This window comes from Roseibium sp. HPY-6, from assembly GCF_040530035.1.
In the GTDB taxonomy this organism is placed as follows: domain Bacteria; phylum Pseudomonadota; class Alphaproteobacteria; order Rhizobiales; family Stappiaceae; genus Roseibium.
On sequence record NZ_JBEWCD010000003.1, the window covers coordinates 599,728 to 623,701 of the forward strand.

19 protein-coding genes are annotated in these 23,974 nt (G+C 57.9%); 9 read left to right on the plus strand and 10 right to left on the minus strand.

Translation table 11 applies throughout. From position 1 onward, the window contains the following. Positions 1 to 27: 27 nt before the first annotated feature. Positions 28 to 1,353, minus strand: a complete 1,326-nt coding sequence (locus ABVF61_RS28845; RefSeq protein WP_353997056.1) for an ActS/PrrB/RegB family redox-sensitive histidine kinase — start codon at positions 1,351 to 1,353, stop codon at positions 28 to 30. Between the two features lie 234 nt (positions 1,354 to 1,587). Here ABVF61_RS28845 and secB point away from each other — a divergent pair, with 234 nt between their 5' ends. Beyond that, positions 1,588 to 2,088: a protein-export chaperone SecB gene (secB, locus tag ABVF61_RS28850; protein ID WP_353997057.1), complete on the plus strand. Its 501-nt coding sequence runs from the start codon at positions 1,588 to 1,590 to the stop codon at positions 2,086 to 2,088. A gap of 87 nt (positions 2,089 to 2,175) precedes the next feature. On the opposite strand, the gene ABVF61_RS28855 is transcribed toward secB, so the two are convergent. Genes ABVF61_RS28855 through hrcA form a run of 3 tightly spaced genes read right to left on the minus strand, consistent with a single transcriptional unit; the run spans position 2,176 to position 4,548 of the window. Beyond that, on the minus strand, positions 2,176 to 2,586 hold the full coding sequence (locus ABVF61_RS28855; RefSeq protein WP_353997058.1) for a carboxymuconolactone decarboxylase family protein: 411 nt from the start codon (positions 2,584 to 2,586) through the stop codon (positions 2,176 to 2,178). 54 nt (positions 2,587 to 2,640) lie between these two features. Next, the gene (locus ABVF61_RS28860) at positions 2,641 to 3,444 is read right to left on the minus strand and encodes a HesA/MoeB/ThiF family protein (protein ID WP_353997059.1); all 804 of its coding nucleotides are present in this window, start codon (positions 3,442 to 3,444) and stop codon (positions 2,641 to 2,643) included. A 54-nt stretch (positions 3,445 to 3,498) separates the two neighbouring features. Beyond that, positions 3,499 to 4,548 carry a heat-inducible transcriptional repressor HrcA gene (gene hrcA, locus ABVF61_RS28865; RefSeq protein WP_353997060.1) on the minus strand — a complete coding sequence of 350 codons (1,050 nt, stop codon included), beginning with the start codon at positions 4,546 to 4,548 and terminating at the stop codon, positions 3,499 to 3,501. Between the two features lie 203 nt (positions 4,549 to 4,751). Here hrcA and rph point away from each other — a divergent pair, with 203 nt between their 5' ends. The 8 genes from rph to ABVF61_RS28905 all read left to right on the plus strand — a co-directional run bounded on the left by rph (position 4,752) and on the right by ABVF61_RS28905 (position 11,826). After that, positions 4,752 to 5,465 (plus strand): ribonuclease PH, encoded by a 714-nt coding sequence (gene rph / locus ABVF61_RS28870; protein WP_353997061.1) that lies wholly within the window; start codon positions 4,752 to 4,754, stop codon positions 5,463 to 5,465. Between the two features lie 12 nt (positions 5,466 to 5,477). Beyond that, a complete protein-coding gene (gene rdgB, locus ABVF61_RS28875) occupies positions 5,478 to 6,116 on the plus strand; it encodes an RdgB/HAM1 family non-canonical purine NTP pyrophosphatase (protein ID WP_353997062.1) in 639 nt (212 codons plus the stop codon). Then, positions 6,101 to 7,285 (plus strand): radical SAM family heme chaperone HemW, encoded by a 1,185-nt coding sequence (gene hemW, locus ABVF61_RS28880; protein WP_502950027.1) that lies wholly within the window; start codon positions 6,101 to 6,103, stop codon positions 7,283 to 7,285. The genes rdgB and hemW overlap by 16 nt, the downstream gene beginning before the upstream one ends. 282 nt (positions 7,286 to 7,567) lie before the next feature. Beyond that, positions 7,568 to 9,142 carry a polyhydroxyalkanoate depolymerase gene (gene phaZ, locus ABVF61_RS28885; protein ID WP_353997064.1) on the plus strand — a complete coding sequence of 525 codons (1,575 nt, stop codon included), beginning with the start codon at positions 7,568 to 7,570 and terminating at the stop codon, positions 9,140 to 9,142. 276 nt (positions 9,143 to 9,418) lie between these two features. Continuing rightward, positions 9,419 to 9,853, plus strand: coding sequence for a DUF2852 domain-containing protein (locus ABVF61_RS28890; RefSeq protein WP_353997065.1), 435 nt, complete (start codon positions 9,419 to 9,421; stop codon positions 9,851 to 9,853). Between the two features lie 134 nt (positions 9,854 to 9,987). Then, positions 9,988 to 10,725 carry a M48 family metallopeptidase gene (locus ABVF61_RS28895; RefSeq protein WP_353997066.1) on the plus strand — a complete coding sequence of 246 codons (738 nt, stop codon included), beginning with the start codon at positions 9,988 to 9,990 and terminating at the stop codon, positions 10,723 to 10,725. An 88-nt stretch (positions 10,726 to 10,813) separates the two neighbouring features. Further along, a complete protein-coding gene (locus ABVF61_RS28900; RefSeq protein ID WP_353997067.1) occupies positions 10,814 to 11,251 on the plus strand; it encodes a hypothetical protein in 438 nt (145 codons plus the stop codon). A 26-nt stretch (positions 11,252 to 11,277) separates the two neighbouring features. Further along, on the plus strand, positions 11,278 to 11,826 hold the full coding sequence (locus tag ABVF61_RS28905) for an ATP-binding protein (protein WP_353997068.1): 549 nt from the start codon (positions 11,278 to 11,280) through the stop codon (positions 11,824 to 11,826). Positions 11,827 to 11,839: 13 nt separating this feature from the next. Here the strand turns inward: ABVF61_RS28905 and ABVF61_RS28910 are convergent, their stop codons facing one another. The 6 genes from ABVF61_RS28910 to ABVF61_RS28935 form a co-directional block, all read right to left on the minus strand. Continuing rightward, entirely contained in the window at positions 11,840 to 14,113 is a 2,274-nt protein-coding gene (locus ABVF61_RS28910) for a transglycosylase domain-containing protein (protein WP_353997069.1), read from the minus strand. 167 nt (positions 14,114 to 14,280) lie between these two features. Further along, positions 14,281 to 15,219, minus strand: a complete 939-nt coding sequence (gene olsB, locus ABVF61_RS28915) for a l-ornithine N(alpha)-acyltransferase (RefSeq protein ID WP_353997337.1) — start codon at positions 15,217 to 15,219, stop codon at positions 14,281 to 14,283. Positions 15,220 to 15,528: 309 nt separating this feature from the next. Then, on the minus strand, positions 15,529 to 17,742 hold the full coding sequence (locus tag ABVF61_RS28920) for a PAS domain-containing hybrid sensor histidine kinase/response regulator (RefSeq protein ID WP_353997070.1): 2,214 nt from the start codon (positions 17,740 to 17,742) through the stop codon (positions 15,529 to 15,531). A 399-nt stretch (positions 17,743 to 18,141) separates the two neighbouring features. Next, the gene (gene trpS, locus ABVF61_RS28925; RefSeq protein ID WP_353997071.1) at positions 18,142 to 19,221 is read right to left on the minus strand and encodes a tryptophan--tRNA ligase; all 1,080 of its coding nucleotides are present in this window, start codon (positions 19,219 to 19,221) and stop codon (positions 18,142 to 18,144) included. 121 nt (positions 19,222 to 19,342) lie between these two features. Next, the gene (gene murJ, locus ABVF61_RS28930; RefSeq protein WP_353997072.1) at positions 19,343 to 20,905 is read right to left on the minus strand and encodes a murein biosynthesis integral membrane protein MurJ; all 1,563 of its coding nucleotides are present in this window, start codon (positions 20,903 to 20,905) and stop codon (positions 19,343 to 19,345) included. Positions 20,906 to 20,937: 32 nt separating this feature from the next. After that, positions 20,938 to 23,772: a [protein-PII] uridylyltransferase gene (locus ABVF61_RS28935; protein WP_353997073.1), complete on the minus strand. Its 2,835-nt coding sequence runs from the start codon at positions 23,770 to 23,772 to the stop codon at positions 20,938 to 20,940. Between the last annotated feature and the right edge of the window lie 202 nt (positions 23,773 to 23,974).

Genomic DNA, 23,974 nt, shown 5'->3' on the forward strand with positions numbered 1-23,974 from the left:
TGATCCTCTTTTATTGTGGTTATGGGGCTAAATTGGTGTTTCGTCCACTCCAACACGTCCTTCGAATGTCGAACGCGGCCAGCTGACACGGATATGGGCGCCATTGCCGGGCGGTGCCTGGTTCTCCAGTTGCAGCTTCGCTCCTGTGCGTTCCAACAGGGTTTTGGCAATGAAGATGCCCAACCCAAGACCGCCACCGCTGCTGCCTTGCGGCGATCTGCCACTGCGAATAGAGACGTATGGGTCGCCAATCTTTCCAAGAATGTCGACGGAAAACCCGGGGCCGTCGTCACGGATCGATATAGACAGGACAGTATCGTCCCATTGTGCAGAGACATCGACCCGAGACGCAGCGAAATCGACTGCATTTTCAACTAGATTGCCCAGACCGTAGCGAATTGCCGCATTCCGTGTTCCAACGGGTTCAGGACCGTTGCCGCCAATCGATGAATGAATGGCGACACCGGTTCCGCGATGCGGGTCGATGACGTCTTCCAGAAGTTGGGCGACGGGCATGCGCTGATAGGTCTGGTCTTCCTCGCTCGAAAGACTGGTCAGCTGCTTCAGAATTTCGCGGCATCGTTCTGCCTGCGATCGGATCAGTTCGATATCCTCGCCGCGGTAGTCGCCGTCTTCGAATTCGTCTCTTAGTTCCTTTGCTGCAAGATAAATTGTCGCAAGTGGTGTGCCCAGCTCGTGAGCGGCAGCCGTTGCCAATCCATCCAGCGCGTTAAGGTGTTGTTCCCGCGCAAGTACAAGTTCCGTTGCGGTGAGTGCGTCCGCAAGCTGCCGCGCCTCTTCTGCGACACGGAACGCATAGACCGCCATGAAACCGAGCGTCAGGACAAGAGCGACCCAGATCCCGACGGAGTAGATGACCGGCAGCCTGAAGTCTTCCGTGTCCGGCCAGGGCAGCGGCAAGTGAAACACCGCCAGGAGGCTTGCGCACATGGTCGCCACTACGCCGAGCAGGAATGTGTAGCGCGCTGACAGACCGGTGGCAGACACCATGACCGGTGCCATGAGAAGAAAGGCGAAAGGGTTGCCGAGGCCGCCGGTCAGGAACAGGAGACCGCTCATCTGAAGGATATCGTAGGCCAGCTGAAGCGTCGCGGCGCGTTCAGACAGGCGCATCGCCGAGGGCCAGCGCATCTTCAGAAAAATGTTAAGCCAGGCGGACAGGGCCACCATGGCAAATGCAGGACCCGCGGGAAGAGAGTAGCCCAGTCCGACGTGAACGATGAGCAGTGCGGCGGACTGTCCGCCGACTGCAAGCCAGCGCAGCCTGACCAGCGTGTCGAGTTTCAGCTGCCTGTGAGGCAAATTGATATTGGAGGCAGGCTCATCGGTCATAAGCATCTTTTGAATCGGATTCCGGCGCCTGACAAGGCCATAGCACTTGTGCGCGCCGTATTGAGATGTTAGCCAGCCGCTGAAAAGGTTGTCCGGTTCACGCGGGCCGGCGGCCCGCCGGAGGGATGACGGCAAATGACTGGCTTGGATTGGCGCAGATGGAAGGCCAATTCCGTCCGGTTCGGCTCCGACGCCTTTCTCTCAGATCAGCACCGCGAAACGGAATGAAACACGATGACCGACACGAATGACGGCGGCGCGCAGCCGCAGACGGAAGGTGCCGCGGCACCTGGCATGCATATCCTGGGTCAGTACATCAAGGATCTGTCGTTTGAAAACCCGAATGCGCCGCGGTCCCTGGCGCAAGGCGAACAGCCGAAGCTCGACATCAACGTCAATGTCGGCGCGCAGCAGATGGGTGAGGATCAATTCGAGGTTATCCTGACACTGACTGCCAAGGCCGAGCGCCCGGACATGGTCATGTTCAATGTCGAACTGGTCTATTCCGGTCTGTTCAAAATCACGGGCGTTCCGCAAGAGCACATGCATCCGTTCGTCATGATCGAGTGCCCGCGCATGATTTTCCCGTTTGCCCGCAACATCCTGTCCGAAGCGACCCGCAATGGTGGTTTCCCGCCCCTGATGCTGGACCCGATCGATTTTGCGCAGCTTTACCGCCAGAACATGGCCCAACAGGCAGCAACGCAGGCTGAAGGCGAGCAAAAGCCGAATTAAGTCTCAGAGCGACTCAAACAGAAAACCCGCGCGAGTTTCATTGTGCGGGTTTTTTTACTGAACGGCACTGCGAGGAGGTTGGCAGCGCTACTGCCATGCTTCGAATTCCGGATCAACAGGAACCTGCAGGGACGTCACCAGCGCGTTTGTCATCGAGGCCAGGCCGATTATCCGCAGCAACTCGCCATGTTCTGCGTCCGTCATGCCTTTAGCGCGGGCGGCAGCCGTGTGGGAATGGACGCAATAGCTGCAAGCGTTTGCCGCCGAAACAGCAATATAGATCATCTCCCGTGTTTTCGGATCGAGAGCGCCGGGTACAGCCATGACCGATTTGACCTGGCTCCAGGTTCTCTCCAGACTTTCGGGGTCCCACGCGAGAGCCCGCCAGACATTGTTGATGAAATCGGACCCGCGCGTCTCACGAATATCATCAAAGACCGCCTTGACCGCAGGAATCGCGTCAGCTTGAGCGTCCGTCATCAGCTTCACTGTTGCCATATGATCTTCTCCCGTCATTGTTACGACTTTCATGCCGCGTGCTGAAATTAAGTCCTAAGCATCCTCCAGCATGGTGGCCCAGTCCTTGGGATCGTCGCCGTTGAGCGGATTTTTCGCCGAGCGTTTGTAGCGAATGGTTTCCATCCGGAAGCTGCGCGCATCGAACATGACCATTCTTCCGACCAGTCCTTCGCCCGTTCCGGTGATTTCCTTGATCACTTCCATGGCCTGCATTGTACCGACGATACCTGTCAGTGCGCCGAGAACACCGGCTTCAGCACATGTCGGCAACAGGCCCGCGCGCGGCTTTCGCGGAAACAGGCAGCGATAGGTCGGGTTCAACGCGCCATCTGAATTTTTCTCGAAAGGTTTCAACGTCGTGATTGACCCGTCGAACTGGCCGACTGCGGCGGTCACAAGTGGTTTTTTCGCAAAGAAACAGGCATCAGACACGAGATAACGCGTTTCAAAATTGTCCGAGCCGTCGACCACCAGATCATAGTCCGAGACCAGCGCAAGCGCATTGTGACCGGCAATACGCGTCGGATGCGGCTCCACAATGACATTGGGATTGAGGCGCGCAATCGCCTCCGCAGCACTGGCGACTTTGGGCTCACCCAGCTTGTCCGTATCGTGAATGATCTGGCGCTGGAGATTGGAAAGCGACACGGCATCATCGTCGACGATCCCGAGCGTGCCGACCCCGGCCGCTGCGAGATATTGCAGGACCGGCGCTCCGAGGCCGCCGGCACCGATCACCAGCACGCGGGCGTTTTTGAGTTTCTGCTGACCCGCACCGCCAATTTCCTGCATGACGATATGACGGGCGTAGCGTTCGAGTTCTGCCGGGGAAAGCATATTGGATCCTGCGAATACTGGAGTGACTTTGCTGCAGTCGTCGGGCGGGTTCTGTTATTTTAAGATCCTGCTCACGAGACGCGCCGTGTAATCGACCATCGGGATAACACGCGCATAGTTCAGCCGCGTCGGGCCGATTACGCCGAGAACGCCCACAATACGCTGATTGCTGTCCCGGTAGGGCGAGACAACCAGCGAAGAGCCCGAGAGCGAAAAGAGATTGTTTTCAGAGCCGATGAAGATGCGCACGCCATCTCCCTTTTCGGCAAGGCCGAGCAGCTGAATAAGATCCTTCTTGTTCTCAAGATCGTCGAACAGCAGCCGGATCCGCTCCAGGTCTTCCACGGCGTCGAGATCGGTCAGGAGATTTGAGCGCCCGCGCACGATTAGGGTTCCCGGATCGCTGGCATTGTCGCCACCCCAGACGGCAAGCCCGGCATTGATGACCTTCTGGCTCAGCTGGTCGAGTTCTGCCTGGTCCGCGTCTCGAACCTGTTCCAGTTCCGACTTTATGTCCGACAGCGTGCGGCCCTGTATCTGGGCGTTGAGGTAGTTCGTTGCTTCGACTAGTGCAGATGACGGCAGGTTTGACGGCAGATCCACAACCCTGTTCTCGACCGATCCGTCTTCACTGACCAGAATAACGAGCGCTTTATGGGGTTCGATGCGCACAAACTCGATGTGCTTCAGCCGCGTGTCGCTCTTGTGCGTCAGAACCACGCCGGCGCCCATGGAAAGGCCGGAGAGCATCTGGCTGGCCTCCGTCAGCACCTGCTCTGTTGAATGCGCCTCATGCGATGCCCTCACCTGAACGTCGATCTCCCGCCTTTCGGCTTCGGTCAGATCTCCGACTTCGAGCAACGCGTCAACGAAGAACCTGAGCCCGATTTCGGTCGGCAGCCGTCCGGCGCTCGTGTGCGGCGAATGCAGGAGACCCAGATGTTCCAGATCCGACATGACGTTGCGCACCGATGCGGGTGAAAGCGACATGGACAAATTACGCGATACGTTGCGGGAGCCGACCGGTTCCCCCGTCTCAAGATAGCTTTCGACGATCGAGCGAAAAATCTCGCGTGATCTCTTGTCGAGGTCGCTAAGGCTCAAATCACGGTCTCCGTAGGCAGGATCCGGTTCACGGATCGGGTCATTTCGTCTTACACCCAAGATATAGGCGCAAAATAGGTCCGGCGTGAAGCAGCCCCTTTACCTTGGATGATTTTGAGGTCTACAAGGCGCAGGAGATTTGCGGGCAGACACCCGTATCCGAATGAACGTGTCGTTTCAGGCGAAGGTCGAAAGGATTATTCATGCGTCCGTCAAAACGCGCAGCCGACGAACTCCGGGCAGTCACCCTGGAGCGCAGTGTATCCAAACACGCTGAGGGGTCCTGCCTGGTCAAATTCGGTGACACTCACGTTCTGTGCACCGCGAGTGTCGAGGAAAGGGTGCCGCCGTGGCTTCGCGGACAGAATCGCGGCTGGGTGACGGCGGAATACGGCATGTTGCCGCGCGCAACGGGCGATCGCATGCGGCGCGAGGCGAGCGCCGGCAAGCAGTCGGGCCGGACCCAGGAAATTCAACGCCTTATCGGACGTTCTCTGCGCGCTGTTGTCGATCTGGAAGCGCTTGGCGAAGTTCAGATCTCTGTCGACTGCGATGTCATTCAGGCCGACGGCGGCACGCGCACCGCGTCCATTACGGGGGCCTGGGTTGCGCTGCGCGATTGCATTGAATGGATGCGCGCGCGCGACATGGTGTCCAAGGAAGTCCTGAAGGATCATATCGCGGCCATTTCCTGTGGAATTTACGCGGGAACACCGGTGCTCGATCTGGATTATGCCGAAGACAGCACAGCGGAGACGGATGCAAACTTTGTCATGACCGGTTCCGGCGGCATCGTGGAGATCCAGGGCACTGCCGAGGGCGCACCCTTTTCCGAAGAGGAATTCAGTCAGCTGCTCGGTCTTGCAAAGGCGGGTATTACCCGTCTCGTCGATCTTCAGAAGATGGCGATACTCTAGGGAGCCCGCAGCATGAGCCACCGGAAACTCGACGCAGGCAAACTGGTTGTTGCAAGTCACAACAAGGGAAAAATTCGTGAAATCAACGAGTTACTTTCTCCCTACGGGTTCGAGGTCGTCTCTGCTGCAGAGCTGGACTTGCCTGAGCCGGAAGAAAACGGGCTTACCTTTGAGGCCAACGCTGCGATAAAGGCATGTGCGGCTGCGGAAGCTTCAGGCCTGCCGTCTCTGGCCGACGACAGCGGATTTTGCGTCGATGAGCTGGACGGTGACCCCGGTATCTATTCTGCGCGCTGGGCAGGTCCGGAGAAGGACTTTTCAATGGCCATGCGCACGATTGAAGAGAAGCTGCAGACACTGGCGTCCGCTGGAGAGGTAAGCCGGCGTGGCTATTTTGTCGCCGTTCTTTGTCTTGCCTGGCCCGACGGGCATCAGGAGTTCTTTCGCGGCGAAGTGCATGGCGATGTGGTTTGGCCACCGCGTGGCGATCTGGGGTTCGGCTACGATCCCATGTTCCAGCCGGATGGCCATGATCGCACGTTTGGTGAAATGTCATCTGAAGAAAAACACGGCATGGCACTTGGTTCGGAGCCTCTTTCACACCGCGCCCGGGCATTCAAGCTGTTTTCGGAAGGATGTCTGGAGGGATAGCCGACGTGATGACGCAAGGGCTGACCGACGGTGGTTTCGGCATCTACATCCATTGGCCGTTCTGCGCGGCCAAATGCCCTTATTGCGACTTCAACTCCCACGTGCGCCATCAGCATGTTGATCAGGTGCGCTTCGCGGCCGCTTTCGAACGCGAACTATCCTACTTTGCCGATCTGACGGGTGGTAAAACCGTTCACTCGATTTTTCTGGGTGGCGGCACGCCATCTCTGATGGACCCGGCGACGGTAGAACGTGTTCTTAAAGCGATTTCGGACCGCTGGACAGTCGACAGCAATGTTGAAATCAGCCTGGAGGCAAACCCGTCTTCGGTTGAGGCGGACCGGTTCAAGGGCTATCGCGCCGCGGGAGTGAACCGTGTTTCCCTAGGCGTTCAGTCGCTCAAGGACCAGGATCTGAGACTTCTCGGACGGTTGCACGACGCTGCAACGGCGCATTCGGCCATTGAAACGGCGCGAGCCACCTTCCCGCGGCTTTCCTTCGATCTCATCTATGCACGTCCTGATCAGACACCGGACGCGTGGGCCGACGAGCTTTCCGAGGCACTTTCCCTGGCCGCGGACCACCTCTCGCTCTACCAGCTCACGATCGAAGAGGGGACGCCGTTCTTCGCGTTGCATAAACAGGGAAAACTCCGGACACCGGATCCCGAGATGGGCGCTGAACTTTTTGAGCTGACGCAGGAAATCACCACACAGGCGGGGCTGCCCGCCTATGAGGTGTCCAATCATGCCCGCCCCGGCGCAGAGTGCCGGCACAATCTCGTTTACTGGCGCTATGGCGATTATGTCGGCGCAGGCCCGGGTGCCCATGGAAGGCTCGGCGTTGGCGCGAACCGCCTGGCGACGTCCACGGAGCGTCATCCGGAAACCTGGCTCGAAAACGTTGAAAGCCGGGGGCACGGCCTGATCGAAAATTCAGGTCTGAACGAAGAGGAACAGGGCGATGAATTTCTTCTGATGGGCCTGCGCTTGACCGAAGGAATTGATTTGAACCGGTATGAATCTTATGCGCATCGGTCCGTCGACCCGCGCCGCCTGAAGGCTCTTCTGGAACACGGAATGGTGGAAGAACTCGGGGATAACCGCATCCGCGCCACCAGAGAAGGGTTTTTCGTTCTCGATGCGGTTGTCGCAGACCTGGCGGCATGAGCAGCGTCAACTCCCTCGACAAATAATTCTACCAACTTGATTTAAATGCTCAATCTGGCTTGTGCAGCGCAAACAGATTTGATGTCAAAATGAGTTATTCAGTCGGGTTGGTCGCTTAAGCTCTGATTTACATAGCAATTAGCAGTATTGCAGGTGGCCTCCCAGGTGGCTATCCTGCTGCAACGCAATAGATGGTGCCATAACAAGCGGGCCGCGAAAAAAATGTATTCAAGTTTCGTCAAGGGGGCAGGCGGCGGCTTCGTAAATCAAGGAGACGCGCCTTTGCCATTTTATCATCTTTATGAGCTGAATCATGCAGCCATGGCGCCGTTCAGAGCGGTCGCGGACATGACCAGGCTCTATTTTCAGAACCCGTTAAATCCCTGGACACACACCAGTTTCGGACGTCAGATTGCAGCCGGTTGTGAAGTGTTGGAACGGACGACCCGGCGCTACGGCAAGCCGGAATTCGGCCTGAAAGAAACGACCGTCGGCGGCGTGCGCGTGCCCGTGCGCGAAAACGTTGTCTGGAGCCGGCCCTTCTGCGATCTGATCCGCTTTGAGCGCGGTGTCACTTCGCATCGCAATGATCCGAAAGTTTTGATCGTTGCACCTATGTCCGGCCACTACGCGACCCTTCTTAGAGGCACGGTCGAGGCATTGATGCCGAATGCGGATGTTTACATCACCGATTGGATTGACGCACGCATGGTGCCGATCCAGGAGGGCAAATTCGATCTCGACGACTACATCGACTATATCATCTCGATGCTGCATTTCCTGGGACCGGATGCACATGTTCTCGGTGTCTGTCAGCCTTCTGTACCGGTGCTGGCGGCTGTCGCAGTCATGGAAGACCGCGATGATCCCTATGTGCCTTCTACCATGACGTTGATGGGTGGGCCGATCGACACACGCGTCGCACCGACTGCGGTCAACGATCTAGCCGTTTCCAAGGGCATCGAATGGTTCAAGAACAATGTTGTCATGAAGGTGCCGTTCCCGCATCCGGGCTTCATGCGCGATGTATATCCGGGTTTTCTTCAGCTGTCCGGATTCATGAGCATGAACCTCGACAGGCACGTCACCGCGCATCGGGAGTTCTTCCAGCATCTTGTCGAAGGTGATGGTGATAACGCCGAGAAACACCGTGAATTCTATGACGAATACCTGGCCGTTATGGATCTGACGGCGGAGTTTTATCTGCAGACCGTCGAAACAGTGTTCATCAGGCACGCACTGCCTGAAGGCACGATGGAGCACAATGGCAGGATCGTTGATTGCAGCAAGATCACGCGCACAGCGCTCCTGACGGTGGAAGGTGAGAAAGACGACATCACCGGCCGTGGGCAGACCCAGGCGGCTCATGCTCTTTGCACCAATCTCCCGGAAGACATGAAAGCGCATTACGAGCAGCCGAATGTCGGTCACTACGGCGTTTTCAACGGATCGCGCTGGCGTGCGGAAATCGCGCCGCGAGTCATGGACTTTATCCGTTCGAACCGGAACGCCGGACCCAAGTCTCCGGCCGTAAAATCCGTAGCAAAGGCGGAAGCTCCGGCGAAACCGAAGGCCGCGCCCAAGCCGGCGAAAAAAACAAAGCCGGCCGCTGGTTCGCTTGCGGAGATCCTGCTCACGAAACCGGACGGGGCTGCCGATGACCTCAAGGCAATCAGTGGTGTTGGTCCGAAACTGGAATCGACCCTGAACGAGGCTGGGATCTTCCATTTCTGGCAGATCGCGTCTTTGACTGCCGAGCAGATCGAAGCACTCGACGGCAAGTTGGATTTCCGCGGCAGGATCGAGCGCGACAACTGGATCGAGCAGGCGCGTCAACTGTCTGAGACGGTCGGTTGAAATCGTTCTGAAAGCCTCGGTTGAACACCCCTTCTTGAGGTATCGGCGGACCTTTCGCCCGAAAAATCGAAGACTTTTTTCAAATCGGATCCTGTGACAAACACGATCCGATTTTTCGTTAAAGAGCGCAATAAAACCAATAAGTTAATCGAAAAGTTTCGTAAACGATCCGGACAAGTTTGTCCCCTTCGCATCTGTGTTGAACATCACAAATCCTTGAAGCCATCACCCGGAATGCCCACCTGACAATCGTGGATGTCTTAAATGGATAGGATGATGACGACGACCAAAAGTTGCATGATTAAACCTGCCTGGACACCTGTCACGATCGGCCTGATGGTGCTGGGGTTTGTGGTGTTCTGGCCACTTGGACTGGCGATGCTCGCCTACATTTTGTGGGGCGACCGTTTCGAGGGCATGGCGCGCGACGCCAAGGAACATTGGCGCGGTAGCCAGCTGAAGGGAGCATTCGATCAAATGTCAAACACCACTGCCTATGCCCGGACCGGAAACGTGGCGTTCGACGATTACCGCGAACGCGAGCTGAAGCGGCTTGAAGAAGAGCGTGCCAAGCTCGATGCGATGCGGGCCGATTTCGATGACTTCCTGCGCGAACTGCGCCGGGCGCGCGATCAGGAAGAATTCGATCGCTTCATGGCGAAGGCCAACCGGGGGCCGACAAGCGGTGGCGGCGAAGCCGCACCCTCATAAGCGGGTCCTTCCTCCCAGACCCGTCCCGGACGGCCTGACCGAGAGCGGCGCTTACCCAGCGCCGCTTTCGTCATTTTTATCTTAACGAGAATTTCCCTAAACTGGTCTCAAGTGATTCGACCGGACCCTGCTCCATGCTTCTGCGCCGCAGCAAACAACAACTGCCAGACCACATCGAGATTGAGACCGAAACGAAGGCGGTTCGTATCCGGCTACGCGCGAATCCACGCGCGCAGCGTTATCTTTTGCGTTTGCCTGCCGACCGTTCCGGACCCGTACTGACCGTCCCAAAGGGCGGAGATGTGTCGAGGGCCGAGCGTTTTGCCCGGCAGCATATCGACTGGCTGATCGAACGTTTGCAGGACCGTCCGGAACATGTCGCTTTTGGCCCGGGAGATCGCGTTCCGCTTCGGGGCGAAGATCACCTCATTCTGCGAACAGGCAAATTGCGCGGACTGGTAACAACCGGTGTCTCGGAAGACGGCGCACCTGCGCTTCTGGTCCCGGGCGCCGATGATCATATCCCGCGGAAAGTCACGTCCTGGCTCAAGAACGAGGCGCGCAAGGATCTCGATGCGCGCGCGCAGTTTCACGCGGGCAGGATCGGTAAGAAAATTGCCGCGATCAGCATTCGCGATACCAAAAGCCGCTGGGGATCCTGTGCGTCCAACGGCCGCTTGTCCTTTTCCTGGCGCCTGATCCTGGCTCCGCCTGAAATCCTGGACTACGTAGCCGCGCACGAAGTCGCGCACCTGAAGGAAATGAACCATTCCGATCGCTTCTGGAGGCTATGCGAACAGCTCGCGCCGCAGACGCCAACAGCGCGCCGCTGGCTCAAGGAAAACGGCCTTTACCTTCACGGCTTCGGCTGAGCTTGAAGGTTTCCTTAAGTCCGAGAAAAGGATAGGCAACATTCTCAGGATATGTTTCGCTGAAGCTAAGGAATATGGGAGGCGAACCATGTGGAACTTCTGTCTGAAGAGCGGGATCTTGACGGGACTGGTCCTGTTTGCCCTGGGGCTCACCGGACCATTTGCGGGCCAGGCGTTGGCGGACAGTTGCTGGAACCATAACGGTTCCATCATGCGCCTGCAGGCGCAGGGAAATCAGCGCTGGCTGTCCTATGAGATCCCGCGTGATGTGCTCCGGCAGGCAGGCGTTCAGCGCGGCACGCTTCTTTTCAACGGCATAAAGAACGGCAACTGGTATTCAGGAACAGCGCGTGTATTTTCCAGGTTCTGTCCCGGCACGCCTTTGGAATACTACGTCGAAGGACCCGTGCGCGGCGATCAGCTGCAGGTAACAATCAGCGGAACGCGCGAAGTCTACAATCAGTGCCGTCCGACAGGCCGGTTCACATCCGACACGCTTGTCTTTACCTACAGCCACGACTGCTGAGGAGTCGCGTTAAGGGTTTCTGCTGAATGATTGTCGTTCTGAATGGCTATCCGGGCGTTGGGAAATTGACCATCGGCAGGCTTTTGGCCGAAAAGCTTGGTGGGCGGCTGCTCGATATTCATTCCGTCTACAATGTCGCTTTTGCGCTGACCGAGTTTAAGTCACCAAAATTTCGGGAAACAGTCGAGAAAATCGAAGCGATTGCCCATGATCTGGTTCTCAAGCTGCCGGCAGAAGTTCCAGTCGTTTTGACAACGGTGATTGCAGGTGAGAGCGATTGGGGAGACGCGGAATGGGGTCGACTCAAAAGCCTTGGAAAAGAACGGCCACCTTTTTGTGTTGTGCACGTGTCGTGCGATCTTGACGAAAATATCAAACGGATCTCTTCACCTGCACGGGACGGGCACCGCAAGCCGCGCGACCCGGAAATGGCACGACGGAATCAGCAGCAGGCGAAGCCGCTGGCCGGCTTGGACGCTCCAAATCTGCTGCTGTTGAACACCACGCTTCTTTCGGCCGAAAAGTCGGCAACTCGCATTGCAAGCTGGATTGAGGAACTGAAGTCGAAACGATGAGCGGCGGCGAAAATTAGCCACCGCCGAAAATGTTCCTCAATAGGTTCAATGGTCCGCGGCGCTCTCCGGTGCTTTCGCTGCTTCCGCCACCTCCACCGATCGAGCCGGGAGGGATCGGGTTGCGTCCGGAACTCACGGATGTCGGCGTCTGCGATTGCGGTTTGCGCGGGGCTGCGACGTTGACCGGAACATTTGGAACGCCGGGCAGATCAGCGACGGGCAGTCCCTGATGAGCGGCATCCATCACCGCTTTCCAGGTTGCTGCCGGCAGGCTGCCGCCCGTTGCTTTTTTGGTTGGCGAATTGTTGTCATTGCCGAACCAGACAGCTGTCGTGAGATTCCCGGTATAGCCGATGAACCAGGCATCGCGGAAATCCTGGCTCGTGCCGGTCTTTCCGCCGGCCGGCCGGCCGCTGTCGAGACGCGCTTTGCGGCCTGTGCCGCTTAACAGCGTTTCGGACATCATCAGGTTCATGTCGCCGACACTCCGCCGCTGAACGACCCTTCCGCGCCCGTCGCCGGAGCGTGAGTAAAGCGTTTTGCCGTCGACAGTCTTGATGCGGCGGATCACATGTGGAAGCACGCCGTAACCGCCGTTGGAGAACGGAACATAAGCGGAAGCAATCTCGAGCGGCGTGACTTCCGACGTTCCAAGAGCCATCGAAGGATTCCTGTTCATGTCGGACGTGATGCCGAGGCGCTTGGCCGTGTTGGCAACGGTACCGGTGCCAACCTCCTGAGCGAGCCGTGCAGCGACGGTGTTGAGCGACATGCTCAGGGACCGGGTCAACGTGACCGGGCCGTAATGCTCTTTTGTGTAGTTCTGCGGTGACCAGCCCTTGATGGTAATCGGCTGGTCCTGACGAACCGTTTGGGGCGTCATCCCGTTTTCAAGCGCGGCGAGATAGACGAAGGGTTTGAAGGCCGATCCGGGCTGCCGCTTGGCATAGGCGGCCCTGTTGAACTGGCTCTTTGCGTAATCCGCACCGCCGACCATCGCCTTGATGGCACCTGCCGTGTCCAGTGTGACGATGGCACCCTGCGAAACGCCCATTTTCTGGCGGTTTTCAGAAAGTGCGGAGCGCAAGGCGCCCTCCGCTGCCTGCTGCATGGCGGGATCTATGGTCGTGTCCACAATGATGTCGCCTTCGATCGAACCGACAAAATGGGGCAGCACATCCATGACGTAATCGGCAACGTAGTTTTCGCTGGCAGTCGTGTAGCGCCGTATCGCCTTGGCAGGGGCTGCGATCGCGTTTTTGGCTTCATCTGAATTGATGTAACCTTCCTCGTGCATCGCGGACAGCACGAGCTGCGCCCGGTTTTCCGCGAGATCCGGGTTGCGCGCAGGTGAGTACCGCGACGGGGCTTTCAGCAGACCGGCGATTGTCGCCGCTTCGGCAACCGTCAGGAGACGTGCGGATTTCCCGAAATACCGCCGTGCCGCAGCGTCAACACCATAGGCGCCGGATCCGAGGTAAACCCGGTTCAGATACATCTCGAGGATTTCGTCCTTCGAGTATTCGGCTTCGAGCCAGAACGCGAGCACCAGTTCCTGAATTTTCCTCTTGATCGTCCTGTCAGGCTGAAGAAACAGGTTTTTGGCAAGCTGCTGGGTGAGTGTCGAGCCGCCCTGCGAAACACGGCCCGACGTCACGTTCGTGTAAGCAGCGCGCATGAGGCCGATCGGATCGATACCGAAGTGCGAACGAAAGCGGCGGTCCTCGATGGCAATGACTGCATTGGGAAGATAGGGGGGCAGTTGTTCAAGCCGGACAGCTTCGCCTCCCGTGTCACCTCTGTTGGCGAGCAGATCGCCATTGATTGCAACAATTTTGACATTGGGCGGCCGCGCAGGCACCTGCCATTCGGAAGTCGGCGGCAGATAGGCCGCATAATAGCCGATAACGCAGACAACTGCGATCACGCCCCAGATGCCTGCAACTGCGCTCCAATAGACACCGCGTTTGAAGAGGCGGCCGACGGCTGCCGGAACCTTAAGCCTCGTCCTGCGCTTGCCGCTGCGCCGCTTGGCTCCAGATCTTCCACCGCGCCGGTTGCCGGCATTGCCTCTCGTTTTTCCCGATTGGGTCTTTGTGCGCTTTTTCGAAGAAGTTTTTTTGCGCCCGGATGATCCGCCGGACTTGGCACTTTTGGACTTGGATCCGGACTTCGACGCGGGTGCGGAGGCGCGATCCTGCGGCCCAAGGCGCAGGTCCAGCAGGCTGCTGCTGTCCTCACCGAATGTCGGTTCAATCCGTGGCTGGCGTTTCGCCCGAGGCGCCATCGATCATACGTCCCGTCGTCTGTGCCGGCACATGCCGGAACCCCCGGGAGTGATCTTAGAATGCGGCAATTTAAGGGGGCGTTAAGTTTCGGCGCCCTTTCAGACGTCAAATGTCCTGCGTCGATCCAGGCGTTTGAGCCGTGTTCGGCCGGAAAAGGTGATCGCTGTCAGCTGGAATACCGGCTGGCATCCGCACCATAATAATTGACGTAGCGCGTGTTAAGTTCAGACACCGGCATGATGATGAGCACATCCGTGGTGCTGAACTGATGATCCACCACTGCGCCGTCACCAATGAATGCCCCAAGTCTCAGATAACCTTTGACGAGTGGCGGCAAAGCGCGCAGCGCTGCCTTGGCATCGATCTGGTCAGCCGGGATCCGGTTCATCTCGACATATCGGTCTTCAACCGCGCGGACCCGCCATTCTTCCGGTGCCCGCGCATTGTGGTGCAGGAAAGACAACTGCTGAGCCAGGGCGTCTGGATTTGTGCCTTCGATCGAGGCGCACCCGAGCATCACATCGATCTTGTGCCGCAAAACGTACGACCAGATGCCGTGCCACAACAATTCGACGGTCTTCTTGTTGCGGTAGGGCTTCAGCACGCACGAGCGTCCGAGCTCCAGAAAGCGCTTGTCCGGATTGGCTCCGATAATCTTTTGAACGTCATATTCGCCGGAGGTGTAGAAGCCGCTGTGCTGCTCGGCCACGTCCTGCCGCAACAGCCTGTACGTTCCGACAATCTCGGGCTTCAACCGGCCGAGCTTGTTGCGCTTGAGAGTGTCGTGGTCGACGACAAGAAGGTGATCGCAGTAGGCATCGAACGGGTCCGCATCGCGGCGTGTCGCGATGGTATGAGCATCGGCGACAGCGGACATTTCCTCATAGAAAACCTCATACCGAAGCCGCTGCGCCTTTTTGACTTCCTTGAAGTTCCGGGCCATGCGCACTTCGAGGGGGCCGACCCTGCCGAGAGTTTCACCGGTTTTGACCGGAGTGCGGACTGGCGGACCCGGGTGTGTGGTCTTTGTCGCGGCGACGCCGGTGCGCATCGCAGGCGAAAACCTTCGCACGAGCTTTCTCGGTGAAAACAGGTTTTGCCGCATTATGGACATTCCACCCTCTTGCATTCCTCACGGGGCACCCCGGGCGGTTTCACAGGTTAGCACCTGTTTCACCGTTATTATTACCTTTGCCGGAGCACGAACACCGGCTGCGGTCAGCGTGCGTCGGTCCTGCCGTAGAACACATTATTCCGACAGCTGGATGACATTGGGTTTTTTCCTTTTATCGAACAACCCAAGTTTACCGTAGTCTTCGGAATTTGTGAAATTTACTGAAGTGCTTAGAGCGCTTGGTCGAACTTCCGAAGAAGCCGGAACCAAGCGTTTACAGTAGGGCAGCGCGCAGCGACGTCAGGCGCGACCGATTGATTCGAGGGCCTGGGAGATTGAATCGACCGAAAGCGGCTTTGTCAGATAGCCGGCGGCACCAACCTCAACGGCCTTGTCGCGAGCATCCTGCATAACGTCTGCAGTGACGATCAGAACCGGCACGGGCGGCCGCGATTCAGCTGCTTCATCCTCGCGGATTTTCCGGATTGCCTCAAACCCGTCGAGACCCGGCATATGCAGATCCATCAGGATGGCATCGAATGTACCGCCCGCTGCTTCTTCAACGGCAGTTTCGCCGTCGACGACCATCACCGGGATGTGACCGAGCTTGCGCAGCATCGCTTCACTGAGAAGACGGTTGATGTCGTTGTCTTCCGCGACAAGCAGGCGCAGCGGCCGCGCCGGTGCAATGGCGCGCCGGGCAGCGTCGCCACTCTCAACGGGGCGCGCACCCGCGTCCCAGGCAAGACCATCGATCGCACCGCCAAACAGCCCGGAAAAGATCTGGATGAGAGTTTCTATCCTCACGGGCCGGATCAGATAAGCCGCATATCCTGCAGAGCGAAGATGATCGAGGCGGTCACGCTCGGCAGGTGAAATGAGAACGACGGCGGGAGCTTCGCTTCCTGCAAGCCTCGCCGATGCCAGCCAGCCGCCGCTGTCTGCCAGCGCCGCGTTGTCGACAACGATGAGATCGGCATTGGTCAGTGCATGAACCAGGCTGTCGCTGCCAGGCGCTTCTACCGAAACCTTGGCATTGTGCCGGGCAAGCCGCTCACACAGGAGCGGGCATTCGATTCGGCTGTTGCTGACGAATACGATGGTCTTGTCTTCAAGCATCGCGAGCCGGGGATCGGAGTTGCCGGACAGCGTCTCCGGTATCGGCAGGCAAACCGTGAAATGGCCGCCACCTTCAGACCCGGGCCGTGCTGTGATCGAGCCGCCCATGAGGCGGGCGAGCCTTTGGGCGATCGCCAGTCCCAGTCCCGTGCCGCCGAACTTGCGCGCGGGGCCATGATCAACCTGCTCGAACTCGCGGAACAACCGTTCTGCTTCGCTTTCGTCAAAACCGATGCCGGTATCACGCACGTCGATTTCAAGGACACTGCCGCTGACAGCCTGCGCTCTGCCTGTCAATGTGACCGAGACGCCACCGTCATCTGTAAACTTGACGCCGTTTCCGATCAGGTTGAAGAGGATCTGGCGGACGCGTGTTGCATCGAGCGTGATCTCGTCCGGCAGTGCCGGATCGACCATCGCACCGATCTCGAGCCCTTTTGCATGTGCTTTCGGGGCGAGCAGTTCAACAACGTTTTCCGCCAGCGCTCCGACCTTGACCGGTGCCGCATGAATGTCGAGCTTGCCGGCTTCCACTTTCGAAAAATCAAGGACCTCGTCGATCAACAGCAGCAACGTTTCGCCGGAGGTTTCGAGCGCATCAATATAGGCGTCCTGCTCTTTTGTCAGACGGGTGTCCCGCAAGAGCGACGCCATTCCCAGAATGCCGTTGAGCGGTGTCCGTATTTCGTGGCTCACGGTTGCCAGGAAACGAGATTTCGCTTCATTCGAGCTTTCCGCCGTATGCCGGGCAGCAAGCAACTCTTCCTCAATCAGCCGTCGCTCGGTCACGTCCCGAAGAACGGTCTGCACAAGTTGCCTGTCGGTTGCGGTGTCGCGGACCGGGACATCAATGCGTGAGAACCAGCGTGGTCCCTGGGCCGTTAGAATATGCAAATCCTGGAAGCCGGTACCGACCGGGGCTGCCTCCTGCGATGAAGTCGCCGGCATCAAGGGATCATCTCGGCTGATTGTCGGGAGTTGCAGGGCGTTGCCCGGACGCAGTTCATGGGTATGTCCGAAAACATCTTCGGCAGCAGAATTGACATAGGTGATCACGCCGTCCGCGTCACGCCGGACCACCACATCGCCGAGCGTTGACAGGATGCTCGCGTGGCGCTCGTCCGATTCGCCAAGTTCCCAGGTCTGGTCTTCCAACTCCTCGATTCGCGCCATCAGACGCCGGATCTTTTCGTCCTTGACCTGGTGCGCCTGCACCGAACGATGGAGATCGTCCGCCAAGAGCCGCCAGACCGCGAGGCCGCCCGCGAAGAAGGCAAGGCCAACGCCCAGAAAGCGGTTCAAACCATCCGTGGACACAAGAAAGAGACCTGTGAGCAGGCCGAGGGCGAGCCCGAAAACGGCCAGATGCTGCAAGGTTTTCTTCGGTGCAGACACAGGTTGGTCCGTCGCGCGGCGTCCGGGTCCGACATCAGGACCTGCCGCGTCGTTCACCTGTCCCGTGGAAGGCTCTGCGTCACGGGCAGGTGATGTTTGTTGAACAATCGGGTCCGTTTGCTCGTGCGCATGCGCATTCCCTCTGTCTTGTGCTGAGGTGGCGCGATCGCCGTTATGACTGACCAATGGTGTTACTCTCTGCAAGGTCCTAATGGGCAGAGAGTGCCGCTTAAACTTTTAGAAACCGTTTCACGAGGGTGATCAGTGCGGCTCATTCATCGTAAGTGCTGCGGCCTCCGGAAGCGGATCGCGATGGTGCGCCCCAATGTTCGAACAACAGGAATTGCAATAAGGCATCAGTTTGCTTCGCCCGGACGGCGTCAAGGGCGAAGCATTTTGTTATCTGACGTCCAGAAACCCGATGATCTTACGAACATCTTTCAGGACCGGCTCTGCAATGGCGGAGGCCTTTTCGGCACCCTCTTTCAGAACGGAATCGATCTGGGTCTTGTCGTCCATCAAACGACGCATTTCGTCGGTCATTGGCGACAGCTTCGTAACGGCAAGCTCAGAAAGGGCGGGCTTGAAGGCAGAAAACTGCTGACCGCCGAAATCTTTCAGCACATCTTCCTTGGACGCGCCCTGAAGCGCGGCAAAAATGCCGACGAGATTGTCGGCTTCCGGGCGCTCGCTGAGACCGTCCACTTCGCTCGGAAGGGCATCCGGGTCGGTTTTTGCCTTCCTGACCTTCTTCGCGATTGTATCCGCATCATCGGTGAGGTTAATGCGCGACAGATCGGACGGATCAGATTTCGACATCTTTTTTGTCCCGTCCCGCAGCGACATGATCCGCGTGGCAGGCCCGGCGATCATCGGTTCCGTCAAGGGGAAATAAAGCTGCTCGGGCAGCTCGTTTGACGGTGTCGGATTGGGCACACCGATACCGAGGTCCTTGATCCGGTCGCCGAAATCATTGTTGAACTTCGCGGCAATGTCGCGGGTCAGCTCCAAATGCTGTTTCTGGTCGTCACCAACCGGCACATGCGTCGCACGATAAGCAAGGATGTCCGCAGCCATGAGGTTCGGATAGGCAAACAGCCCGACGGAAGCATTTTCCTTGTTCTTTCCGGCCTTTTCCTTGAACTGCGTCATCCGGTTCAGCCAGCCGATGCGGGCCACGCAATTGAAAATCCACGCAAGCTCGGCGTGTTCGCGCACCTGCGATTGATTGAAAATGATCGATTTCTTCGGATCGATCCCGGCGGCCATATAGGCAGCCGTCACTTCGCGGGTTGCTTCGCTCAGCTCGTTCGGGTCGGGAAAACCGGCGGTAATGGCATGGCTGTCCACGACACAGAAGATCGTCGGCATCTGGTCCTGCAGCGGCACCCAGCGCGAAACCGCGCCCAGATAATTGCCGAGGTGGAGATTGCCGGTCGGCTGAACGCCGGAGAAGACACGGGGCTGGAACTCCGTCATACATGATCCCTTTATTTGGTGCGGCCGGTTGGAAGGGCGCTGTGACTGTTTGGGCGCGCCGGGTGTAAGCCCGGATATGCGCCTATGCAAGCGCAAATCACATCGAAACCGTGTTTCGTCTTCAGGTGTTGCGCCGCGTCAACGTTCTCGCCATGCCGACAAGATCCGCGCCGCCGCTGATCTGTGCGAAAAAGACAAACGCGGCGATGCCTGTGATGACGAGCGCAGCAAGGCTCGCCGCACGGACCGCAAGCCAGCCGCTGGCGAGGTAGGGTTCAAGGAAAAGAGCCGCAAAATGAATGGTTAGTCCCATGAGCAGGCTTGCCACCAAGACCAGCAACAGTCTGCGCAAGAGTGCAAAGTCAGGAACGAAATGGCCGCGTTTCCACAAAACGACGATCAAGAGGCCTGAATTGACCCATCCCGCCAGCGTTGTGGCCAACGCAATCCCGACATGTTTGAAAACTGGAAACAGGGCAATGGAGAGGCATACGTTCACCGCCATGCCGACGGCGGCAAATTTCATCGGTGTTTTGGTGTCCTCACGCGCAAAATAGCCCGGTGAAAACACCTTGTTCAGAACGAAGGCAGGCAGGCCGAACGAGAATGCCAGCAGGGCAGCGGCCGTGCCGTCGACGGCAGCTTCGTCGAAGCGGACCCGCTGGAACAGGACTGAAACGATCTCATGAGGCACAACGGCAAGGGCGACGGCAGCCGGCAGGGTCAGGACCAGCGAGATCTCGAGCGCCCGGTTGAGACTTGTCTGGTAGGCGTTGAATTCGCCGGCCCGGAGTTGCCTCGTGAGGCTGGGCAGAAGAACGACTCCAATCGCAATCCCGATCACGCCGAGCGGCAGCTGATAGAGCCGGTCCGCAAAATAGAGCATCGCGTTGGCGCCGTCCTGGAGGGAGGCAATGATTGTCCCGACCGCAATGTTCAGCTGCGTCACGCCACCCGCGATGATCCCCGGGATGCCGAGGACAAGCAGGCGTTTGGCTGACTTTGTGTATCTCGGCCGGAACACCGGGATACGGAAGCCGAGCCGTTTGAGGTCGATGATGACGACGAGTAACTGGACGATGCCGCCCACTGTAACGCCTGTGGCCAGGATGACGCCAAGCGTATCGTTGTCTTCCACACCGGTCAGCAGGACGGAGCCGAGCACGATACTCATCACGACGTTCAGCATGACGGGGGCAAATGCGGCCGCAGCGAAGCGTTGATAGGTGTTCAGGATACCGGCGATGAAGGCCAGCATGGACATGAAGACGAGATAGGGAAACGCAATGCGCGCCATGAGGACGGTGAGGTCGAACTTGGCGGCATCCGCACCGAAGCCGGGCGCTAGACCCCAAACGACAAAAGGCATGAAAATCTGCGCGATTGCGGTCAAAATCAATAAGCAGAACAGCAGCGCCGATCCGATTTCGCCTGCAAATCGCCGTGCGCCCGCGTCGCCCTCTTCTTCGACAGCGCGCCCGAACAGTGGAATAAACGCCGAGTTGAAAGCACCTTCCGCGAAGAGCCGCCGGAACAGGTTCGGCAGCCGGAACGCGACGGCAAAGGCGTCCGCAACAGGCCCCGTCCCGACCGCAGCTGCCAGCAGTACGTCCCGAACGAATCCGAGCAACCGGCTCAGCATCGTTGCGCCACCAACGGTCGTAAAGTTGCGGACGAGGTTCATTCAGGAATGGCTCCGTGGGAATTTCCGGCTGTTCAGGACGCCTGTCGCTGTGCCTTGCGGGAAACAGGCGCTGCCGGATCGAGTTCCAGACGCCCTTTGACAGCGTCTGCGAGGCGTTCCCGGATGATTTCCTGGCGGCCTATATTTGAAATCTTCTGCCCGGTCAGGTCCGTCACATAGAATACATCGACGGCTTTTTCACCGAAGGTCGAAATATGGGCCGAACCGATATTCAGGTTGAGCGTCGCAATGGACCTGGTCAGATCGTAAAGCAGGCCCGGCCTGTCGAGCCCGGAGATTTCCAGCACCGTGTAGTCATCCGACAGGGAATTGTTGACCAGGATCTCGGTCGCGACCTTGAACGCCTTGACGCGGCTTTTCATCGTGTTTTTCTTGGTCACGGGTTCCGGCAGACGCTCATCGCCGCGCAATGTCGTGCGGATCAGTTGAGTGATCCGTTCACCGCGCCGCCGCTCATCGTCATCGTCCGGGAGTTCGCGCCCGATGAAAATCGTATCGATCGCGAAACCGTCCGTCGTCGTATCTATTTGCGCATCGACAATATTAGCGCCCGTTGAAAAACACGCCCCGGCTATGGTTGAGAGAAGCCGCGGGTGGTCGGGCGCCATGATGTTGAGTTCGGTGACACCTTCGAAGGCACGCGGGATGACCTCGAAAGCAAGTCGCTTGTCGCCCTTGTCCGCTTTGTGCAGCAATTCGGCATGCGTAAGCAGACGCTCCGGCTCGGTACGAAGCCAGTAGGCAGCATAGTGCCGTTTGAGGTAGGCGTTGCGGTCCTTCTTCGTCCAGTGTTCGAGCTTGGACATGAGCTCGGACTTGGCCGCCTCGATAGTTTCCTTGTGGGACATCTTGGAGTGTCCGCCGGAAAGATGAGGCTCGGTGGCATAAAAGAGGGTCCGCAGAAGCTGGCCCTTCCAGCCATTGAATACACCGGGCCCGACGGCTCTGATGTCCGCGACCGTCAGGATCAGGAGCATCTTGAGGCGTTCGAGAGACTGAACCGTGTTCGCAAAATCGGTAATTGTCTTGCGGTCGTTGAGATCGCGCGACTGGGCAATGGTGCTCATATCGAGGTGGTGCTCGATCAGCCATGCGACCGTTTCGGTTTCAGCCTCGTTCAAACCAAAGCGGGGGCAGATCTTACGGGCAACCTTTGCGCCTGCAATGGAATGATCTTCCGGGCGCCCCTTCGCGATATCGTGAAGGAACATGGCCACATAGAGGACTTTCCGGTTTTGCAACCGCAGGATCAGTTCGGTGGACAGCGGATGATCTTCGCCTGAATTGCCGCGCTCGATCTCCGCCAGCACGCCAATCGAGCGGATCAAGTGCTCATCGACCGTGTAATGATGATACATGTTGAACTGCATCATCGCGACGACCTTGCCGAATTCCGGCACAAAGCGCCCGAGCAGGCCCGTCTCGTTCATCTTGCGCAGGATTTTCTCCGGAACATTGCGCGAGGTCAGGATCGACAGAAACAGCCGGTTGGCTTCTGCATCATTGCGCAGATCGCTGTCGACAAGTTTGAGCGAGTGCCTGATCAGCCGTGTCAGTCTTGGATGCAGATTATAGTCGTGCTTGTCCGCAAGCTGGAAAACGCGGAGCAGGTTGGCGGGGTCGCTCTCGAACACCGTGTCGTTGGTGACATTGAGCCGGTTGTTCTCGACAACGAAACCCGGAGCGCCCTTGACCGGCGTCACACTGTCCGTCACGCGCCCGCTGCGCAGACGCCGCATCATTCCGGAGAACCCCTTGCCCCGTGGTTCCTTGACGTGCTCTTCCTCCAGTGCGGCACAGATGATGCGTGTGAGATCACCAACATCTTTTGCGACAAGGAAGTAATGCTTCATGAAGCGCTCGACGTCGCGCATGCCGGGGTGCTGGGTGTAGCCAAGACGAATGGCGATCTCGCGCTGGAATTCAAATGCCAGACGTTCTTCCGGGCGCCCGGTGAGAAAGTGCAGGTGGCAGCGCACCGCCCACAGGAAGTCCTCTGACTTGACGAAGCGCGTGTATTCGGACCGCGTGAGAACACCCTTCTTGACGAGCTCGGACTGACGGTCGACCCGGTAATGGTATTTTGCAATCCAGAAGAGAGTGTTGAGATCCCGAAGTCCTCCTTTTCCCTCCTTGATATTCGGCTCAACGAGGTATCTCGACGTTCCCTGGCGCCGGTGCCGGTCATCACGTTCAAGCAACTTCGCTGCGATGAATTCGGAGCTCGTTCCGTTCACGACATCGTTGTCGAAGCGTTTGACAAGGCTCTCAAAAAGCTCCACGTCACCCCAAATATACCTGGCTTCCAGAACAGCCGTCCGGATCGTCATGTCCGCGCGTGCCAGTCGGATACACTCGTCGAGATTGCGGGTTGCATGCCCAACTTTGAAGCCGAGGTCCCAGAGCATGTAGAGAATGTACTCAACAACCTGTTCGCCCCAGGGGGTTTGCTTGTAGGGCAGGATGAACAGGAGATCGATGTCGGACCCGGGCGCAAGCGTTCCGCGGCCATATCCGCCAACAGCGGCGACCGACATGCGTTCTGCTGCTGATGGGTTCTTGACCCGGTAGACGTGTTGAACCGCGAAGTCGTAGATCACGCGGATCAGTTGGTCCTGCACATAAGACAGCCGGTTTGCGCAGAGCAGCCCACCGCCGTCTTCGTCGAGTTTGTCCTTCACGCGGTCGCGTGAGGATTTGACCTCTGACTTCAACAGACCAAGAACCTCCGCCCTGACCTTGCTATCCGATCCGTCACCGTCGCTGGAGGCAGTAAGTGCTTTCAGACGCGACCGCAGGTCATCGGCATCGATCAGTCCGGCAAGATCTTCTTCGCTTGGGTGCATGAGTGTTTGAAAGTCCGTCAAAAATTCAATGTCTGGGCAGCGGTCAGATGCCGTTTATATAGGGATCGTGCCGGAAGGACACGGAAATCTGAGCGTTGTCATTGAGGCACGTAAAAAACAAACGTTGCATTTCGCTCTTAAGTTGAAGTCTCTTTTTACTAAATCGCTCTAAGAAGGTTCCGACATCAAAACCGAGATGGAT

Coding starts and splice junctions, on each gene's coding strand:
- ABVF61_RS28910 (WP_353997069.1), bottom strand. CDS start 14,113: ATGGCGCCTCGGGCGAAACGCCAGCCACGGATTGAACCGACATTCGGT.
- ABVF61_RS28935 (WP_353997073.1), bottom strand. CDS start 23,772: ATGCACCCAAGCGAAGAAGATCTTGCCGGACTGATCGATGCCGATGAC.
- ABVF61_RS28845 (WP_353997056.1), bottom strand. CDS start 1,353: ATGACCGATGAGCCTGCCTCCAATATCAATTTGCCTCACAGGCAGCTG.
- secB (WP_353997057.1), top strand. CDS start 1,588: ATGACCGACACGAATGACGGCGGCGCGCAGCCGCAGACGGAAGGTGCC.
- ABVF61_RS28855 (WP_353997058.1), bottom strand. CDS start 2,586: ATGGCAACAGTGAAGCTGATGACGGACGCTCAAGCTGACGCGATTCCT.
- olsB (WP_353997337.1), bottom strand. CDS start 15,219: ATGCGGCAAAACCTGTTTTCACCGAGAAAGCTCGTGCGAAGGTTTTCG.
- ABVF61_RS28890 (WP_353997065.1), top strand. CDS start 9,419: ATGACGACGACCAAAAGTTGCATGATTAAACCTGCCTGGACACCTGTC.
- ABVF61_RS28905 (WP_353997068.1), top strand. CDS start 11,278: ATGATTGTCGTTCTGAATGGCTATCCGGGCGTTGGGAAATTGACCATC.
- murJ (WP_353997072.1), bottom strand. CDS start 20,905: ATGAACCTCGTCCGCAACTTTACGACCGTTGGTGGCGCAACGATGCTG.
- hemW (WP_502950027.1), top strand. CDS start 6,101: ATGTCTGGAGGGATAGCCGACGTGATGACGCAAGGGCTGACCGACGGT.
- ABVF61_RS28895 (WP_353997066.1), top strand. CDS start 9,988: ATGCTTCTGCGCCGCAGCAAACAACAACTGCCAGACCACATCGAGATT.
- rph (WP_353997061.1), top strand. CDS start 4,752: ATGCGTCCGTCAAAACGCGCAGCCGACGAACTCCGGGCAGTCACCCTG.
- ABVF61_RS28900 (WP_353997067.1), top strand. CDS start 10,814: ATGTGGAACTTCTGTCTGAAGAGCGGGATCTTGACGGGACTGGTCCTG.
- ABVF61_RS28860 (WP_353997059.1), bottom strand. CDS start 3,444: ATGCTTTCCCCGGCAGAACTCGAACGCTACGCCCGTCATATCGTCATG.
- rdgB (WP_353997062.1), top strand. CDS start 5,478: ATGAGCCACCGGAAACTCGACGCAGGCAAACTGGTTGTTGCAAGTCAC.
- trpS (WP_353997071.1), bottom strand. CDS start 19,221: ATGACGGAGTTCCAGCCCCGTGTCTTCTCCGGCGTTCAGCCGACCGGC.